Source organism: Flavobacterium sp. MEB061 (assembly GCF_000834715.1).
Classification (GTDB): Bacteria; Bacteroidota; Bacteroidia; order Flavobacteriales; family Flavobacteriaceae; genus Flavobacterium; species Flavobacterium pectinovorum.
Window position 1 is genome coordinate 252,255 of sequence record NZ_JXQR01000059.1, and the last position, 18,750, is coordinate 271,004.

Here is an 18,750-nt window from a genome sequence, read left to right on the forward strand (position 1 = left end):
TTTGAATGGCAATTTCAAATCTCACTTTTCAATTTAATGGCGGGAATTATTTTTTGCTCAGGCCTAATTTATGTCCCCAAACAGCATAGTATAAAATAATGATATAACATGGCAACAAAATCCAATATCCTTCTGTAGCTGCTTGAGCTGTTGCAAAAGTATCATTGATTCCAAACGAAACCATATCGGCTTTGGTTAAATCTACAATTTTTCCATATAAAGGCGGAATAACTGCTCCTCCGGAAATTGCCATAATCAACAATGCCGAAGCCGTTTTGGTAAACTTTCCCAAACCTTTTAATGTTAATGGCCATATTGCAGGCCAAACAAGTGCATTTGCAATTCCTAGCGCTGCCACAAAAAGTATAGAAACAAAACCTGTCGTGAATACAATGCAAAGACAAAATATGATGCCTAAAATAGCACTTATTCTTAAAGCCAAAGCCTGAGTAATAAATCTCGGGATTAAAAATACGCCCAAAATATAAGTACCTACCATTGCCATTAAAGTAAACGTTGTAAAAAACTTAGCATCTGCTGCAGGAAATCCTAATGAAATACCATAAGCAATAATAGTGTCTCCAGCAATAACCTCAACACCAACGTACATGAACAAGGTTAATACGCCCAGCCATAAATGCGGAAACTGAAAAATACTTGTTTTTGTTGTTTCGCCTTCTTTTGATTCTTCAATTGGTGCCGCTTCAACATCTGGCAAAGGGGCTTTTAAAATTAAAACTCCCAAAACAAATAAAACAATAGCCATTATTAAATATGGTGCTACTACACTATCAGCCATCGTATCTAATAATTGTGCTTTTTCTGTAGCGTTTACAACACTCAATTTTTGTTGAATTTCATCAATTCCTGATAATAAGATTGCTCCAAAAATTAAAGATCCCAGTGCACCCGCTATTTTATTGCAAATACCCATAATAGAAATGCGTTTTGCAGCACTATCAATTGGCCCCAAAATAGTGATATAAGGATTTGATGCCGTTTGTAATAATGTCATTCCTGTACCCTGAATAAAAATACCCATCAAAAACATCCAATATGTTCTCGCTTCAGCTGCTGGTATAAAAATTAAAGCACCTAATCCTATAATAAACAATCCGAGTGACATCCCTTTTTTATATCCAATTTTATTTAAAATATAAGAGGCCGGCAAAGCCATCACCACAAACGAAATATAAGATGCTGATGCTACTAAAAGTGATTGCGCAGATGTTAATTCGTTTATTGTTTTCATAAACGGGATTAATGCGCCATTAATCCAGGTTACAAATCCAAAAATAAAAAATAGTCCGGCAATAATTAGTATTGGTATTAATGTGGTTTGGTTAGATGAGGATGGTTTATTGGTATTAGCCATAATTTTATTTTTTGCTGGTTATCTTCTTTCTTCATTTTTATTGACTCACATTAAAATTGAGATAACCTTTTTTATTATTCTGTTTTCATTGTTTTTTTGCTATTTTAGAAATAGTCGTATAAAACAAAAGGAGAGTTACCTCTCCTTTTATCCTTAAAGTAACGAACCTCTTTATCTTTACTTTATTTATTTGATGTCCCACCAAAGTCTTGTACCACCTGAGTCAGGACCTCCAAGTTTTGTGATAGCATCTGTAACGGCATCTCTGTTTGAAGAGTATTCGTTTGTAACAAAGATTACACGTTTCATTAAACTTTTTCCAACACCTGCTTCAACATTATCTGTGTTAATAGGTGGGTAGATTACTTTTGCATCACTTCTACGTAAGTCAGCCCATGCTTCCCAAGATTCAGGGAATATTGCTAAATATTTTTGAACCGCAATTTGTGTACGTTGGTTTGCTTCAGAAGCGTCCCATGCAACAGGAAGTGTTACCGGAACTGTTTCTAAACCTATAGTTGGGTAAAGAGCTGCAGCAGATGGTACAGATGGTGTAGATGTTCCTGCAATATAATTAGCAATCGCAGTTGGATCTGTAATTCCCCATTGTCTCAATGATAATGAAATCCCCTGCTCGTATAAAAATTGTGCACTACCATTCATATTCCATCCATTCAATGCACCTTCAGCTCTGCTTAAATAATTTTCAGAAGCCATGAAGATTTCAATATTTTTAGTTTCGCTTAGAGTTCCGTTAGAACCGCTTCCTAATACGTCATTATTAAACATAGAGAAAGTTGTTGTTCCAAACTGACCTTGTAAACCTCCAACTGGTCGACCTCTATAAAATTGAGCTGCAGGTGCAGCTGTAGGATTAGCTGGTGCGAACCATTTAGCAAGTCTAGGATCACCATATCCTACAAGTAAACTTTCCATAGATGCAGTCATATAATACCCCCATGCATTAACAATCATATTCATGTTGTTTGGTGTAATATTACTAACTTTAAAAGTAGCACTTTCCTCATTATTTTCTATAACACCCGCAGCTACTGCAGCTTCTGCCTGAGTTTTTGCTTTTGCAGGATCTACATCAGAAATTCTTAAGGCTAAACGTAATCTCATACTGTTACCAAATCTTTTCCAGTTTGCAACATTTCCTGAATACACTCTGTCATTTGGCTGAAGTGCAGCCACTGTAGTTACAGAAGTACCACTAAGTGTAGCATTTGCTTCGTCTAACAATTTGAAAAAATCTCCGTAAATAAAATCTACACTATCATAAGGTACTTTTTCTTTATTATTTCCTGCTTCTGTATAAGGAATTGGACCATAAGCGTCTACCATTTGATTGTACATGAATACTTTCCATATTTTCAATACAGCAAGAGCTTCTGCATTTCCTTCAGATGCTTTAATAGCATTGTTCAAAGCTGGTACAGCAACTGTGTAAAATCTTAACCATCCACGTCCTTCATAACCATTTACGAAAGCATTTCTTTCTGTACCATATCCACAACTAAGATATTGTGTAAACGTTGATGGTAAAATACCTGTTGCAATACCCCAGGTTCCCTGATCATCAACTCCTGGAGATGAATAAGAACCGTTGTGTATCCCTGCATATAATGCTGACGCAAACGCAGGACCTGCAAGAGTTTGATCTAACTGATCTTCTGTTAAGGTATTTTTGTTAGTATTTATTTCATCAAAATCCTTAGTACAGCTTGAAAAAACAGCGAGCATCGACACGACAACTCCTATTGTTTTAATTTTATAATTTTTCATATTATCTCTCTTTTTTTAAATTAAAATTAAAATCCAAACCTTACATTAACACCGTACTCTCTTGTTGAAGGAATGTTAAAAGATTCAATACCTTGTAAATTTCCTGTACCTGCTCCAGCTTCTGGGTCAAAGTATTTTGCTTCATTCAAGAAGAAAAATAAGTTTCTTCCAACTACTGAGAAGTCAATACTTGCGAAACCAGTGTTTTGTAACATACGTTTTGGAAGAGAATATCCAAAAACAAGTTCTCTTAATCTAATGTTTGTAGCATCATAAATAAAAGGCTCTGCTACCGGAGTTCTTTGTCCGATTGCTGTCCAATATTGTTCTGCAGTAATACTTGTTGTATTTGGAGCATAAGTAGTTACACCACCAGTAGTTGTTCCTACAACACCATCAACAACAATTCCGCCTTCTCTTCCTGCCAAAGTAATATCACTTACACCTAAACCAGCTTGTCTTGCTTGTGTATAAGAGATCACTTCTCCACCAATTCTGAAATCAACAAGGAAACTTAGTGAAAAATCTTTGTATTTGAAATTATTTTTTAATCCTGCAGTCCAGTCCGGGTTAAAGTTACCGGCACGAACACTAAAATCATCAGTTGCTAAAGGTATACCTGCAGCATTTACAATCATTTGACCATCTGGAGTTCTTTGGAATCCTTTGATGTATAAATCTCCGTACTCTCCACCTTTCACAACTTTACTTCTAACCAATCTTCCTTCACCAATAACCAATTCCTCTCTGTTATCATAGATAGAAGTAATTTTAGATTTATAAGAAGCATAATTTGCCATAACATCCCAAGAGAAATTCTCTGTTTGAATAGGAGTTGCAGTAAGTGTAAGCTCGATACCTTTGTTTTCGATATCTCCACCGTTTAATACAGCTCTTGATTTTGAAGAAGACTCAGGAGTGTTAATGTAGAAAATCTGATCTGATGTTTTTGTTTGGAAATAGGTAAAATCCAATCCTAAACGATTTTTAAAGAATCTAACATCTGCACCAAACTCAGAAGAACTTGACATCTCTGGTTTTAAATTAGGATTTGCAGCTGTAGTTTGAGAATACAACATACCACCATTACCACCAATATAAGATAATTGAGAACTTGTTTGATAAGGATCTGTATCATTACCCACTTTTGCGTAAGAAGCTCTTACTTTTGCAAAGCTAATAACTTCCGGCAAAGTAGCCATATCAGAGATTACTGCTGAAAGACCTGCTGATGGATAGAAGAAAGATCTGTTTTGAGAAGGTAAAGCAGAAGACCAATCATTTCTGGCTGTGATGTCTAAGAATAAGTAGTTTCTGAAACCAATTTGAGAGAATCCGTAAACAGAGTTAACTTGTTTTTCTGACATTGCTGAAGTTGATGTAACTGTCGCAACATTGATCAAAGAAAAATAGTTTCTTTTGCTTAAAACTCCTCCAGATGTTAAAGAAGAACTAGACTGTTTCAACATGTTGGCACCAGCATTAAGACCAATTGTGAAATCTCCAAATTTCTCTTTATAAGAAAGTAATGCATCAGTATTAAATTCACTTACTGTTTCATAGAATTCACTATATGAACCTAAGTTGTTGTTAAATGCTCTGGTTGCATATCTGTTTCTAATTGTTTTGTTAGTCATTTGATCTAAACCAGTTCTTACTTGTAAACTTATCGTATTTGTAATATCGTACTTAAGAGATGCAAGACCAATGAATCTGTTTCTTCTGTCATCGCGTGAATCGTCACGTAATGCAGACCAGTAAGGATTTCCTCCTGGAGAACCTGCTTCGTCAATAAAGTAATTTTGTTGCAATTGACCTGCTGCATCAGTATATTCAAAATCTCTGTATTCATTAAATTTAATACTACGAGGCAATAAATAAGCTGAAGTACCAATAGACTCCTCACCTGTTCTTAATAAATTATCAATGTTTTGAACGATGTAGTTTGTTTTTACATCCAAAGAAAATTTATCAGATAATTTACTAGTCAATCTTAAGTTAAGGTTGTGTCTGTCTAAAGCATTACCCTGAACGATACCTTCTGCACGTGTATTTGTATAAGAGAAATACCCTTGTGCTTTTTCATTTCCGGTAGTGATAGATAATGTATTTGCTAAATTATAACCTGTTTTATAAAAATCAATAACATTGTTTGGCTGTGGGCTGTAATCTGTAGTTGCAGGACCTGCATAATTCGGATTACGTTGCAACTGCCATGCCGCAACTTGTCTTCCGTCTAATTTTCCTCCCCAGCTTGATACAGAAATAGGGTTATAAACTCCTCCATCTCCCTGACCGTACTCGTTTTGGAAATTTGTCAAATTGTAAGCTGTAGAAGCCATAAAATTAGATGACAACGAAACTGAAGTTTTACCAGCTTTACCAGACTTAGTAGTAATAATGATAACACCATTACTCGCTCTGTTTCCGTAAAGTGCTGCAGCAGATGGTCCTTTAAGAACTGTCATCGAAGCAATGTCTTCCGGGTTAATGTTTGAAATACCATCTGGCTGTGTAGTTCCTCCTGTATCAATATCAGGATTACCAGTTGTAGTTCCATTACTAATTGGCACACCATCTACTACATACAATGGTTGGTTATTACCATTAAGAGACCTGTTACCTCTTAAAGTAATTCTTGATGAACTTCCTACACCATTTGAAGTCGTAGAATAGTTAAGTCCTGCTACCTTACCAGAAAGTGAGTTGGCAACGTTTAAAGACCTAGCTTGAGATACCTCAGCTACATCAATGTTCTGAGCAGAATAAGTAACCGCTTTTTTCTCTCTTTTAATACCAAGAGCAGTTACTACTACTTCGCCTAACTGATGCGTATCTGCACCTAAAGTTACATTGATAGTAGTTTGTCCTGAAACAGGAATCTCTTTTGAGGCAGAACCAACATAAGAGAAAACTAAAACTGCTGATTGATTGGGAACATTGATACTAAATTTACCATCAAAATCTGTTGATACACTAGTTTTCGTTCCTTTAACGACAACATTTGCTCCAGGGATCGGAATTCCGCTAGAAGCATCTGTTATCATTCCCTTTACTGTTGAAGTTTGTGCCTGAAGATTTTGAAATCCAAGCAAGCACACCAACAACAATAATTTTAGTACGTCTTTAATCATATAGGTTGTTTTTTGAGTTAATAACATGTTAAATTTAAGGATCCCGTTTGTTAACTAAATCATTATTTCGACAAATGACATCTTTGAAAAGGTGTTCGACAAACTTTTGTTTAAAACCCCTGATTTTACTATTAAAATCCTTACGTTTTCAGGGGTTACATATTATTAATCTTTACGTTTTATCAGTTTCTTAAAGGAATTCGAAATAAAACACTTAAAACACTACGTATTTTACTTTCCCCTTCGTCGAAAATACTATTCCACAACCTTAAAATTTAACTTTTGCAAATCTGTAGAATTCCCGCCTACCATAACTTCAAAGTCACCAGGCTCTACGACACGCTTCATTTCTCTGTTCCAGATAGATAATTCATCAGCCGTTAATGTAAATTCTACTTTTTTGGTTTCGCCTTTTTTAATAAACAACCTTTTGAAACCTTTTAATGTTTTTCTTGGAGTCGTTACACTACTATATACATCCTTAATATATAATTGTACGACTTCATCTCCATCATAATTTCCTGTATTTTTAACATCTACACTTACTTTCAATTCACCATCGGCTTTAATTTCTTTTGTATTGATAGCAAAATTTGAATATTCAAACTTGGTATAACTTAAACCGTAGCCGAATGTGTATAATGGATTTTCGCTTTCAGAAACATATCTGTGAATTGCAGATGGTTTTTGGTTGTAATATATAGGTAGCTGCCCAACTGATTTTGGAACTGTAATTGGTAATCTTCCTCCTGGATTATAATCTCCAAATAAAACATCGGCCACAGCTCTTCCTCCTGCTTCGCCCGGAAACCAGGCTTCAACAAGAGCCGGAATATTTTCGCTGATCCAATTTGTTGAAAGTGGACGACCATTTAACAGCACACAAACGACCGGAGTTCCTGTTTTCTGGATCGCTTCGATCAATTCCTGCTGCATTCCGTGTAAGTCTAAACTCGCTACGTCTCTGTTTTCTTCAACCAATTCATTTGATTCTCCTAAAACCACAATCGCAACATCTGCTTTTTTAGCAATATCGATCGCCGGCTGAAAGTTTACTTTTTCTAAATTCCAACGTAAGTGCGCTCTGGCTCCCCAGCCACCTTCCCACATTTCTATGCGGACTTTGTATTTTTTTCCAGCTTCGATATTTTTTGGAGTCGTAACCATACTTGTAGCACCTTTTGTCCAGTTGTCGATTACCAATTGATCATCAACCCACATTCTGATTCCATCATCTGAACTTAAACCTAACCAGCCGTCAAATGATTTTTCTGATTGAATGTATCCTGTCCAGCGAATAGAGAAATCATCATCTGTAACGCCATCACCAGGAGACCAAGGCCAGTCAAATTCTAATTGGTTGTCAATACGAGTTAATACCGGGTTTCCTTCTACATTCCTGTTATTGAAATATTCTCCTTTTAATCCGTTTTGAGATCCATCAGGAGTAAATAAAAATTTTGACGGAATAATTTGTCCTTTTACAATTAAAGAAACACCTTCTTCATAAAGTACATTTGTTTTCGCACCGGCAACTTGCTTAATTCCTTCAAGAACCGTAGTTCCAACTTTGTTTTTTACAGCATATCCACCTAATCTTGACGCATCAGCATTTGGTCCGATCACGGCAACTGTTTTAATATCTTTGCTTAAAGGCAGAATATTATTATCATTTTTTAATAAAATAATACATTTTCGACCCGCTTCTAAAGCAGCTTCCTGATTTTCTTTCGTATGAAAACGCTCTTTAATTAAGTTTTTATCTGTGTATGGATTTTCAAATAATCCCAATAAAAATTTCAATCTCAAAACACCGCCGGCAGCACGGTCAATTTGCTCCATCGTCAGTTTCTTTTCGCCTACCAATTCTATGATGCTTTGTTGCCAAAATTCATTTGTAAAATCATAAAACTGCATATCAACTCCCGCAGCAACCGCTTCTCTAATACTTTCTTTTGGAGAATTAGTTACGTAATGTGTCGTTTGAAGGTATTTAATAGCGCCTAAATCTGAAACTACAATTCCTTTAAAACCCCATTCTTTTCTCAAAACATCTGTCAATAACCAATGATTTGCGGCACAAGGAATTCCGTCTAATTCAGAATACGCACACATGGTTCCTAAAGCGCCGCCTTTTCTAAATGCTTTTTCAAATGATGGAAGATGATCTTCACGAGCCGAACGTTCTCCCACTAAAATTGGAGATGAATTTCCTCCCGCTTGCGGAATTCCGTGAACAGCGAAGTGTTTTGGTTCTGAAATTATAGTACGATCTGATCTTAAATCATCGCCTTGCATCCCTTTAATCATCGCCAAACCAATCTCGCTATTTAAATAAGCATCTTCTCCAAAAGTTTCTGCAACTCTTCCCCATCTTGGTTCGCGACCCAAATCTAAATTCGGACCTAAACCAAAATGAACTCCGTGCGCTCTGGCTTCCATGGCAATTACTTTACCTACTTTATCCATAACACTTGTGTCCCAGGTCGCGCCCAAACCTATGTTCATTGGGAAAGCTGTACTTCCGTCATCCAGATATCCGTGCAGCATCTCGCACATAATAAGTGCCGGAATTCCCCATTTGTTATTTTTAATCACTTCACTTTGAAGATCATTGATCATTTTTGCCGAACGCGGATAAAGATCATGAATCGCTCCAATTCCTAATTTTCCAATTTTAGTATCTGATTTTGATTTAGAAAAATCTTCTTTTTCTTTAAATAGTTCACCTCTGTACATATCCATTTGGCGGGCTTTTTCCTCCAAACTCATTCTACTTAACAAGTCTTTTACCCTGTCTTCAACGGGTAATTTTGAATCTTGGTAAGGGTATTTTTTCTGCGCATGGCTCTGGTTAAAAAAACCTACAGCCATTACGAGGATAATGGCTGTTTTTTTAATTCTTAATTGTAACATAGTTGTGTGTTTTTAATTTTGAATCACTTTTAGTGTTTTTCCATTCACAAAATCTTCATGAGAAATGAAAAAGCTATTTAGTGTTTTTCCGTTTAATTCAATTGAATTGATTTTTCCATCAGTATTGATTTCTTTTTCAATTACAATATTTTCTTTTTTATAATATTTTGGATCTAATTTGATGGTTATTTTATCAAACATTGGCGTTGTAATGGTATAAATTGGATCTCCCGGAGAAATTGGATAAATTCCCATCATAGAGTATACCAACCAAGCCGACATTGTTCCGGTATCGTCATTTCCAGGCAATCCTTTTGGTTTATTTTGAAAATATTCCTTCACCAGTTTTTTTACCATTTCCTGCGCTTTCCATTCGTCTCCTTTTACATAATTAAACAAATAAGGATTTGCAATATCGGGCTCATTTGCCATATCAAATTGTTTGATGTCGAATACTTTTTGCAATTGGTCGGAAAACTCTTTTTCACCGCCCATTAATTTGATTAATCCTTTGATATCATGCGGAACCATAAATGCATATTGCCACGCATTTCCTTCGATAAAACCAACATTTTCTTCAAAGTTTGCTCCGGATGCAGGATCGAAAGGTTCGTACCATTTTCCGTTAGCCGTTCTTGGTCGAAGTAATTTTAAATCGCTGTCATATAATTTTCGGTAAGATAATGAGCGTTTCGTAAAACGGTTATAATCATCTTTTTTACCCAAAGCTTTCGCTAAAAGTGAAATCGCATAATCTGAGGTATTATATTCCTGTGTTGTAGAAACTGGTCCACGATAATTAGTTGATAGATACCCTTTTTCAATATATTCTTTAAGTCCAGGACGCAACGGATTATTTTCGATTTGATCTGCACCTTTTAACATTGCATAATAGGCTTTGTAAATATCAAAATCCTGAATTCCCTTTAAGCAGGCATCAACGATAACAATGCTTGCCGGATCACCTACCATAGTAAATGTTTCTGTCGAATTTAATTCCCATTTTGGCAGCCAGCCGTTTTCATCATACATTTCTAACATGCTTTTTATCATATCTGATTGTTGTTTAGGATAAACTAAAGACGTTAACGGATGCATGTTTCGATACGTATCCCATAAAGAAAATGTGGTATAGCGAGTATCTTCGGTTTTAGCAATCTTGGTTCTTTTTATTACAGGATACTCTCCGTTATAATCGTTTAAAGTATTGGGATGAATTAAAGTGTGATATAATGCGGTATAAAAAATCGTTTTATCGTCTCCTGATCCGCCTTCAACTAAAATCTTCGAAAGTTCTTCATTCCATTCGTTGTAAGTATCTTTATAAACAGCTTCAAACGATTTGTTTCCGGTTTCTTTTTCTAAGTTTTCTCTTGCATTTTCGACGCTCACATACGAAATTCCGATTTTTACCTCAACCGTTTCCTGCTTATTAAACTTATAGGTAAAATAAGTTCCAATACTGTCACCAACAACCGTTTTAATGGTATTGTCCATCATTCTGGTTTTGCCGTTGTAGGTCATCCATTGCGCTTCTGTACCTTCATATTTTGATGGCTTTTTCCAAACGCCGAATTTATCTGCAGGTTTAGAAAACTTCGCCACAAAATATACCGGATAAGCATCTTCGGGACTATTATAACAAAACGAACCAACGGAACGCATTCCTTCAATTTCTGTAGAAGAAACGACTTTTACCATCGCACCTTCTTCATTGGTCAAACCTAAACCAAGATTCAATAAAATATTCGATTGCCCTTTCGGGAAAGTAAATTTGCTTACGCCAACTCTTTTCGATGCTGTAAACTCGGCTTTTACATTGTATTTGTCAATGTCTACGCTGTAATAGGCCGCTTTTGCAACTTCATTTCTATAAGCTGAACCGTATTTTAAATGATTGGTCTCAACAGCTCCCGTTGTTGGCATAAGTATTAAAACCCCTAACTCCGGACAGCCAACGCCACTTATATTAACCTGACTGAATCCTGTTAAAAATGTATTTTCATTTACATACGGGTTCGAAAGCCACTGACTGTCTTTTTCTAATTTATTCTGTTTCCCCGCTACATTAAACGGACTAATACTAGCCATTCCTCTTGGCGCAATTGGACCCGGAAAAGTAGCTCCGTAATTAGAAGTTCCAATAAACGGATTTACAAAATCAGCAGGCTGCTGCGCAAAAATACTGATGCTAAAAAACAGCATGTAAAAAATACATGCTGTTTTTATAGTGATCCTTTTGTTTAAAAACATAATCTTTTTTCTATCTGTTAATAGCTTCGATTTTTAAAGTCCATGCCTCTTTACAAGGTAAATTATTTCTTAAGTTTTCCGGAATTACAACTTTAAATCCTTCTGCTTCTTTTGTCCATTTCAATGCCGTTTTTGAACCTAACATCGTAATTTTTGTTCCTTTTTTAGGATTGATAGCTTTCACTGTAACTGTTGCAGGAATTTTATCTTCTCCTTCTTTAGCCAAATAAAACAAGAAAACATTTCCGGTTTTATTTTGCGTCATACAAATATTTTCTTCTTTAAAAGGTTCGATTGGTTTTGTGTTATAAATCGCTGTGCTGTTTACTTTCATCCAATCGCCGTAAGCCGCCAATAAATCGTACGCACCTTGCTGCCATTCTCCTTCAGGGCTTGGAGCAACATTCAATAGTAAATTTCCACCTTTTGCAACAACATCAATAAGCATATGAATTCCTTGTCTTCCTGTTAAATATTTTGCATCCGGAGTGTAAGACCATCCACCTCCAGAAGTAATACAAGATTCCCACGGGTAAGGCAAGGTCTTTTCAGGAACTCTGTTTTCAGGAGTTAAGTAATTTTGATTTTTTCCGTGAACCGCTCTGTCAACCACAATTAATCCCGGTTGTTTTTGACGTGCTTTTACAACCAATTCATCCATTTTAGGATCCTGATCTACAACTCTGTGTTTAATGAAACCGTTTTTAGATTCATTTTCTGCGAATTTTTCTTCGTAGTTTTCTTTTAGGTTTTGTTGGTCTCTTTTTCTAACCCATCCACCATCTAACCATAAAATATCAATTTTACCGTAATCAGATAATAATTCTAAGATTTGATTGTGTGTGAAATCAACATATTTCTGCCATTTTTCAGGATATAAAGACGGATCGTAATTTACGTTTCTGTCGAAAGGAGGAAAATAAGGATCCCAGTAATTTTCGTTATGCCAGTCTGGTTTAGAGAAATACGCTCCTGTTGAAATATTTTCGGCTCTAAAAGCATTAAAAATTTCTTTGGCAATATTGGCTTTTGGGTTTGTACTAAAAGCACATCCTGCATCGGTTACTTTATAATCAGAATATTTAGTATCGTACATATTAAATCCGTCATGGTGTTTTGTGGTAAAAACCATGTATTTCATTCCGGCATTTTTAGCTGCTTTTGCCCATTTTGCAGGATCAAATTTGGTTGGATTGAATGTTTTTTTCAAGCCTTCATAATCTTTTACATATTGATTATAATTAGCTGGATTACTTCCTTTTTTACGCTCACACCATCCATAATCTTCTGGACAAATAGACCATGATTCTACAATTCCCCATTCGCTATATGTTCCCCAGTGCATTAACAATCCGAATTTTTTGCCTTGCCATTCATCTAAATTTTTCAACACCAGCGGATCCGTTTCCGGTACATAGCGCTCATCTTCGTAAATGGCTTGTGAAAACATTTGAACCGAAAATAAAAGTGCGATTATGAATATTCCTCTTTTCATCTTTAATCTGTTTATTGTTTATTATTCTTTGTTTTTGGTATTATGCGTAATCTAAGCTTTGTCAAAGTTTAAAACTTTGACAAAGCTTCTGCTCGTTCCTTCGTTGTTTGAAGGCTTTTTTTAATTCACTAAAATTTCATCAACAAACAACCATGAAGATTCACCTTTTGGGCTTTTCTTCAAGTTATAGGCGATTACTTTTACAAATCTTGCATTGCGTTTTTCAAAACTGATTTTAAAATCTTTTAACTCCGAACTCACATTCGCAGCATACGGACGCATCACTTTTCCAACTTCTTTATATGTAATTCCATCATTCGAAACCAAAACTTTTATCTGAGTTGGGAAATTAACTCCTGCACCCTGACTTTCTAAAGCTCCAATGGTTACTTCCTGAATACTTTCTTGTTTTTCAAGATCAACTACAAGTTCCATATCGTTTACCAACCAGGCTTGCCATTGTCCGTCATGAAAATTCTTCGAACCCCTAACGGTATTAATCATCGTCGTTTTTCCGTCTCCTTTGTAATTATCATTAAAAGGAGTTAAGTAACTTACTTTCTTAGCAAATCCTTTATGAAAAATAATAGTATCTATAAATGTTTTTCCAACTGGTTTATCATCCTGAAATAAAGATGCTTTAAGAATAGTAGTTTCTTTAAATTCAATTGGACTTGTATATTTTATTGGATTATGTTCGATGTTTTTATCTCCCAAAACATAGCGAATGTCCGGGTTTGGAAACTCATTTTTCAACGTGACATTAATTTGTTTTTTAGCCAAATCTGCAGTTGAAGAAGCAGTTACCAAATAAGCACTTTTTGCATAATTGATTCCTAAATAATTGTAACGCTGCATTAACGAAATCAATCTTGGGGTAAAATCATTCCAGTTACGGCTTTCTTTTGTACTCCATAAAGTTTCTGATAAAGCGGCTAATCTTGGAAAAATCATGTATTCTGAATCTTTTGGCCCAGGTAAATGTTCTGCCCATAAATTTGCCTGTCCGCCTAAAACATGTTTGGCTTCTTCAGGGGTCATTCCGAGAACAACAGGATCAAATTTGTAAACTTCATTTAGCGGGTTGTATGCATCAAAAGCTACAGGTTCTTCATTTTGCGGACCTTGATAAAAATTAAAATAACAAGGAGATTCCGGTGTCATGATCACATCGTGACCTTGTTTTGTGGCATCAATTCCGCCTTGCGTTCCTCTCCAGCTCATTACGGTTGCATCTGGAGCCAAACCGCCTTCTAATATTTCATCCCAGCCAATGATTTTTTTGCCTTTAGAATTGATGTATTTTTCCATTCTCTTTACAAAATAACTTTGTAGTTCATGGGTATTTTTCAATCCGTTATCTTTCATTCTTTTTTGACAATTCGGACATTTTTCCCAATTGGTTTTTGTCGCTTCATCACCTCCAATATGAATGTATTTTGATGGAAAAATGGTAATCACTTCATCAATTACATTTTGCAAAAATTCAAATGTAGTTTCTTTTCCTGCACAATAAATATCTGTAATAGGCCATAATCCACCTGACGGAACACCAATACGCTGATCAAAACAAGCCAGTTCCGGATATGATGCAATGGCGCTGCTTACGTGCGCCGGCATTTCGATTTCAGGAATAATTTCGATGTTTTTGGTTGCTGCGTATTTTACGATTTCTTTTAATTCTTCCTGCGTCAAAAATCCTCCGTAAGTTCCTTTTTCATCTGGATTTGTAGTCAATCTTGCATTCCAGGCAAGGTTTTCCTGATCCACTCTCCAGGCTCCTACTTCGGTTAATTTTGGATATTTTTTTATTTCGATTCTCCAGCCCTGATCGTCTACTAAATGCAAATGCAAAACATTCATTTTGTGCATTGCCAAACGATCTATGGTTTCTATAACGTAGTTTTTATCAAAGAAATGACGTGATAAATCGAGCATTAATCCTCTCCATTGAAAACGAGGCTTATCATTTATAACTACATTTGGAATTTGCCATTTTTGGTTTGGCAGCGCATTTTTACTTTCGATAACAACCGGAAGCAATTGTCTGATACTTTCTAAAGCATAAATAAAACCTGCATTTCCTTTGGCCGTAATCGTGATACTTTTAGAATTTACATCTAAAATATAGGCTTCTTTTTCTAAATTCTGATCAACTTTAAACTGTACAAAATTACTTTGTGGAACTGATGTAGAAAGCTGAGGACGGAATCCTCCTGCTTTTTCAAACTTACTGATCAAAGCATTTGAAATATCCTTTTGAAAATCTGTAACTGCTACAAATTTTGTCGCAGCAGAAAATTCAAAAACACCTTTATTAATTAATAATTGCGTTGGTTTTGGTATAATCTGAATATCCTTTTCTGTATATATTTTTTGGCTGTAGCCGAAGTTAAAAACAGTCAGGAAGATTACGATAAGGAATGGTGTTAAAACCCTCATAATTGAATTATTTTATTGATGGTGTAATTTTAAATTGATATTGATAGGCTTTTTCTTCAAGCAAATATTTTTTCATTGGCCACGCTTGCCAACTGTCAATTCCGCCAACTCCCATTTGTTTATAATCGATTTTTAAACTGGTTAAATCTCTTTCTTTCAATTCGGCAGCATGTCTTTGGTCTTTTTGCAATCCATCGTCTAGATCTTCATTTAAAAAGTGTAAAGCCGTAGTTGCCAAAAATTCATCTGATGTCACTTTTATTTTCAGTTTATCATTTGATAATTCTAACCAGCGAACTTCTGTTTTATTTCCGGTTTCCTGCGGACGGATATAAGGATAATATTGCTCTGAAACCGTTTGATTGTAAATTCCGACTTGTGAACTGTAATTTCTGTCGATGTAATTTTCCTGTGGACCTTTTCCGTAATAAGTAATTGAGCTGAAATCTTTCGGCAAAATCATTTCCATACCAAATCTTGGCAGCATTGGTATTTCTTTATTTTTATCGATATTCAATTGTTCTTTTACGTTTAATTCTCCGTTGCTGTTGAATTCGTAATTTAAGATTATTTTTGAAGAAACAGTTGGTAAATTATACGTTGCTGTTACTAAAATTTTATTGTCTTTTGTTACAGAAGATACCCAGTTTACAAGCACCGGATTTTCTGTTGCATCTTTCCAGGCTTTTAAATTCACTTGGAAATTAGCTCCAAAATCATTGTCGTTTGGCGCTCTCCAAAGGTTTGGTCGCAATTGATATCCTTCTTTTATAATAGGTTCATTATTGAATGTGTAACCTGTAATAAATCCTGTTTTTTTATCGAAAGTTATAGTTGCTTTATCACTTTTAAATACCGTAGCATTGGCTTGTTTTTCAACCGAAATTTTTCCTGTACCCGCTATTTTTATATCATTTTTCCACGTTCCGGTAAGAGGCAATTGATCTGTCGCAATTTGAAATCCTTTTGGCAAAAAAGGTTCTTCTTCTTTAATATGATACGTTACCACAATAAAAGCTTCCTGAAACTCCTTTTGTTCTACATTAACCGGAAGCTGATAAGTCTTAGTTTCTCTTGGTTTTATGTCTAAATTATCAATTGTTCCCATTGCATCATCTTTTCCGTCTAAAACCAATTTCCAATGTAAACTAACATTGCTTAGATCTTTAAACGAAAATTCATTATATACTTTAATAGTTGCTGTTGTTTTATCTTCCCACGAAGTTAAAATATTTTGCATCACATTTCGCATTTCTAATGCATGTGGATTCGGTTTTCTGTCAACTGTAAAAACACCATTATTTACGAAGTTGTTGTCGCTTTTTACATCTTTTGGTCCAAAATCTCCTCCGTAAGCCAAAATACGAGTTCCATCTTCCGTTGTTTTATAAACAGACTGATCGATCATATCCCAAATAAATCCTCCCTGAAAGTTTGGATATTTACGAATTACATCCCAATAATCTTTAAAATTACCCATAGAATTCCCCATCGCGTGCGCATACTCGCATTGAATGTAAGGTCTTGAAGGATTTGGGTTTGCCAAAATATATTCTTCCATTTTGTTTGGAGAACTGTACATTGGGTCAATAATATCCGAATCCCACTCAAATTTTAAATCTTTTCCGTCCCACGCTCCTGCTGTCGCTCTTTCGTACTGAATTGGTCTTGATTTATCTCTGTTTTTTATCCACAAATATCCTCTGTAAAAATTATAACCGTTTCCGGCTTCGTTACCCATACTCCAGATAATTACCGAAGTATGATTTTTATCTCTTTCGATCATACGCTGCATACGCTGAATGTGCGCTAATTCCCAATCTGGTTTGTTACCCAAAGTTTTGGTAATATCGTAACCCATTCCGTGCGATTCTATGTTTGCCTCATCAACAACATAAATTCCGTATTTATCGCATAATTCATAAAAATATTCATCGTTTGGATAATGCGACATTCTTACCGCATTGATATTAAATTGTTTCATTAATTTAATATCTTCTTCCATTCTTTCTCTTGAAATGGTTTGTCCTGTAACCGGATCAACTTCATGACGGTTTACCCCTTTTATGTAAACTGCTTTTCCGTTTACTAAAAGTTGTCCGCCTTTGATTTCTACTTTTCTGAATCCAACATTTTGATTGATAACTTCAATAACATTTCCTTTTTTATCTTTTAAAAGAAAACTTACCTGATACAAATTCGGAATTTCTGCACTCCATTTCTTCGGATTATTTACAGCGAAGTCAAAAGTTTGTTTTTCGCTTAAAGCGGAAATAACTTTTGAAGTAATAATTTTATCACCGTCTTTTAACTGAACATCTAAAGTATAACCGTCTTTTGCATTTAAATTAGAAAAATTTGTCGAGATTTTTAAAGTTCCGTTTACATAAGAAGCATCTAAATCAGGAATAATTTCGTAATCTTTTAAATGCGCTTTGTTTCTGGCAATCAAGTAAGAATCTCTTGTGATTCCGCTCATTCTCCACATGTCCTGACATTCTAAGTACGAACCGTCATTCCATTTCATAACCTGCAAAACAATGCTGTTTTTTCCAGTTTTTACGTATTTATTTAAGTTGAATTCAGACGGCAATTTTCCATCTTCACCATAACCTACATAAACACCATTTACCCAAACAGTAAGGTTTGATTTTGCTGTACCAATGTGAAGAAAAATATCTTTTCCTTCCCATGATTTGTCAATTGTAATTTCTCTTCTGTAAACTCCTGTCGGATTGTATTTTGTGGGTACAAACGGCGGATTTGGTGCCATTAAATAATCAAAATCGTAAGTCGTATTTACATAAACAGGATATCCGTAACCGTTAACATCCCAACTTGCCGGAATTCTAAAATTATCCCAGGATTTATCATCAAATGTTGTTTTTTCAAAATCTTTTGGAAGTGCGCTTGGGCTGTCAACATATTTAAATTTCCAGGCTCCGTTGATATCTAAATAATTCTTAGATTGTCTCCATTCATTTTTAGCGGCCAATGCTTCATTTTCATAAACATAATAAGCAGCGTGCATCGGCTCTCTGTTTTCTTCATTGATTTTTTCATTTTGCCAAAAAGGAATTTTATCCTGTGCCTTAACCGAAAATATTGAAGCTATTAATGTTATTATGAATACTGTTTTTTTCATTCTTTTGTTTTTTATTCTCTCTTTGCATTTTTTTAAAACACATAGAACATAGATTTTCAAGTTTAAAAAAAAAGGTGTGGGGCTTTAATTTTAATCTTATGAGAGAGTAAAATCTATGTTTTTTCTATGTGTTTAAATTTTAGTTTATTCAATTTTCTGCAAAATTTGTCTTTTCGATTTCTATGATAAATCATTTTTTTTG

At 35.1% G+C, this 18,750-nt stretch carries 8 protein-coding genes; all 8 read right to left on the reverse strand.

Annotated features, from left to right (window positions below; all coding sequences use genetic code 11):
* Nucleotides 1-46 precede the first annotated feature (46 nt).
* The 8 genes from RT99_RS21050 to RT99_RS21085 all read right to left on the reverse strand — a co-directional run bounded on the left by RT99_RS21050 (nucleotide 47) and on the right by RT99_RS21085 (nucleotide 18,548).
* Nucleotides 47-1,375 (reverse strand): sugar MFS transporter, encoded by a 1,329-nt coding sequence (locus RT99_RS21050; RefSeq protein WP_042566702.1) that lies wholly within the window; start codon nucleotides 1,373-1,375, stop codon nucleotides 47-49.
* A 186-nt stretch (nucleotides 1,376-1,561) separates the two neighbouring features.
* Nucleotides 1,562-3,163, reverse strand: a complete 1,602-nt coding sequence (locus tag RT99_RS21055; protein WP_042566703.1) for a SusD/RagB family nutrient-binding outer membrane lipoprotein — start codon at nucleotides 3,161-3,163, stop codon at nucleotides 1,562-1,564.
* A 26-nt stretch (nucleotides 3,164-3,189) separates the two neighbouring features.
* Nucleotides 3,190-6,297 carry a SusC/RagA family TonB-linked outer membrane protein gene (locus tag RT99_RS21060; RefSeq protein ID WP_042566748.1) on the reverse strand — a complete coding sequence of 1,036 codons (3,108 nt, stop codon included), beginning with the start codon at nucleotides 6,295-6,297 and terminating at the stop codon, nucleotides 3,190-3,192.
* Nucleotides 6,298-6,552: 255 nt separating this feature from the next.
* Nucleotides 6,553-9,213, reverse strand: a complete 2,661-nt coding sequence (locus RT99_RS21065) for a glycoside hydrolase family 3 N-terminal domain-containing protein (RefSeq protein WP_042566704.1) — start codon at nucleotides 9,211-9,213, stop codon at nucleotides 6,553-6,555.
* Between the two features lie 12 nt (nucleotides 9,214-9,225).
* Nucleotides 9,226-11,466: a GH92 family glycosyl hydrolase gene (locus tag RT99_RS21070; RefSeq protein WP_042566705.1), complete on the reverse strand. Its 2,241-nt coding sequence runs from the start codon at nucleotides 11,464-11,466 to the stop codon at nucleotides 9,226-9,228.
* A gap of 10 nt (nucleotides 11,467-11,476) precedes the next feature.
* Nucleotides 11,477-12,961 carry an alpha-L-fucosidase gene (locus RT99_RS21075; RefSeq protein WP_042566706.1) on the reverse strand — a complete coding sequence of 495 codons (1,485 nt, stop codon included), beginning with the start codon at nucleotides 12,959-12,961 and terminating at the stop codon, nucleotides 11,477-11,479.
* 120 nt (nucleotides 12,962-13,081) lie between these two features.
* Nucleotides 13,082-15,403, reverse strand: a complete 2,322-nt coding sequence (locus tag RT99_RS21080) for a family 20 glycosylhydrolase (RefSeq protein WP_042566707.1) — start codon at nucleotides 15,401-15,403, stop codon at nucleotides 13,082-13,084.
* A 7-nt stretch (nucleotides 15,404-15,410) separates the two neighbouring features.
* Nucleotides 15,411-18,548, reverse strand: coding sequence for a glycoside hydrolase family 2 TIM barrel-domain containing protein (locus tag RT99_RS21085; protein WP_042566708.1), 3,138 nt, complete (start codon nucleotides 18,546-18,548; stop codon nucleotides 15,411-15,413).
* Nucleotides 18,549-18,750 lie beyond the last annotated feature (202 nt).

Excerpts from the sequence above, each read along its gene's own strand:
- RT99_RS21075 (WP_042566706.1), bottom strand. The coding sequence starts at position 12,961 with ATGAAAAGAGGAATATTCATAATCGCACTTTTATTTTCGGTTCAAATG.
- RT99_RS21070 (WP_042566705.1), bottom strand. The coding sequence starts at position 11,466 with ATGTTTTTAAACAAAAGGATCACTATAAAAACAGCATGTATTTTTTAC.
- RT99_RS21065 (WP_042566704.1), bottom strand. The coding sequence starts at position 9,213 with ATGTTACAATTAAGAATTAAAAAAACAGCCATTATCCTCGTAATGGCT.
- RT99_RS21050 (WP_042566702.1), bottom strand. The coding sequence starts at position 1,375 with ATGGCTAATACCAATAAACCATCCTCATCTAACCAAACCACATTAATA.
- RT99_RS21060 (WP_042566748.1), bottom strand. The coding sequence starts at position 6,297 with ATGATTAAAGACGTACTAAAATTATTGTTGTTGGTGTGCTTGCTTGGA.
- RT99_RS21085 (WP_042566708.1), bottom strand. The coding sequence starts at position 18,548 with ATGAAAAAAACAGTATTCATAATAACATTAATAGCTTCAATATTTTCG.
- RT99_RS21080 (WP_042566707.1), bottom strand. The coding sequence starts at position 15,403 with ATGAGGGTTTTAACACCATTCCTTATCGTAATCTTCCTGACTGTTTTT.
- RT99_RS21055 (WP_042566703.1), bottom strand. The coding sequence starts at position 3,163 with ATGAAAAATTATAAAATTAAAACAATAGGAGTTGTCGTGTCGATGCTC.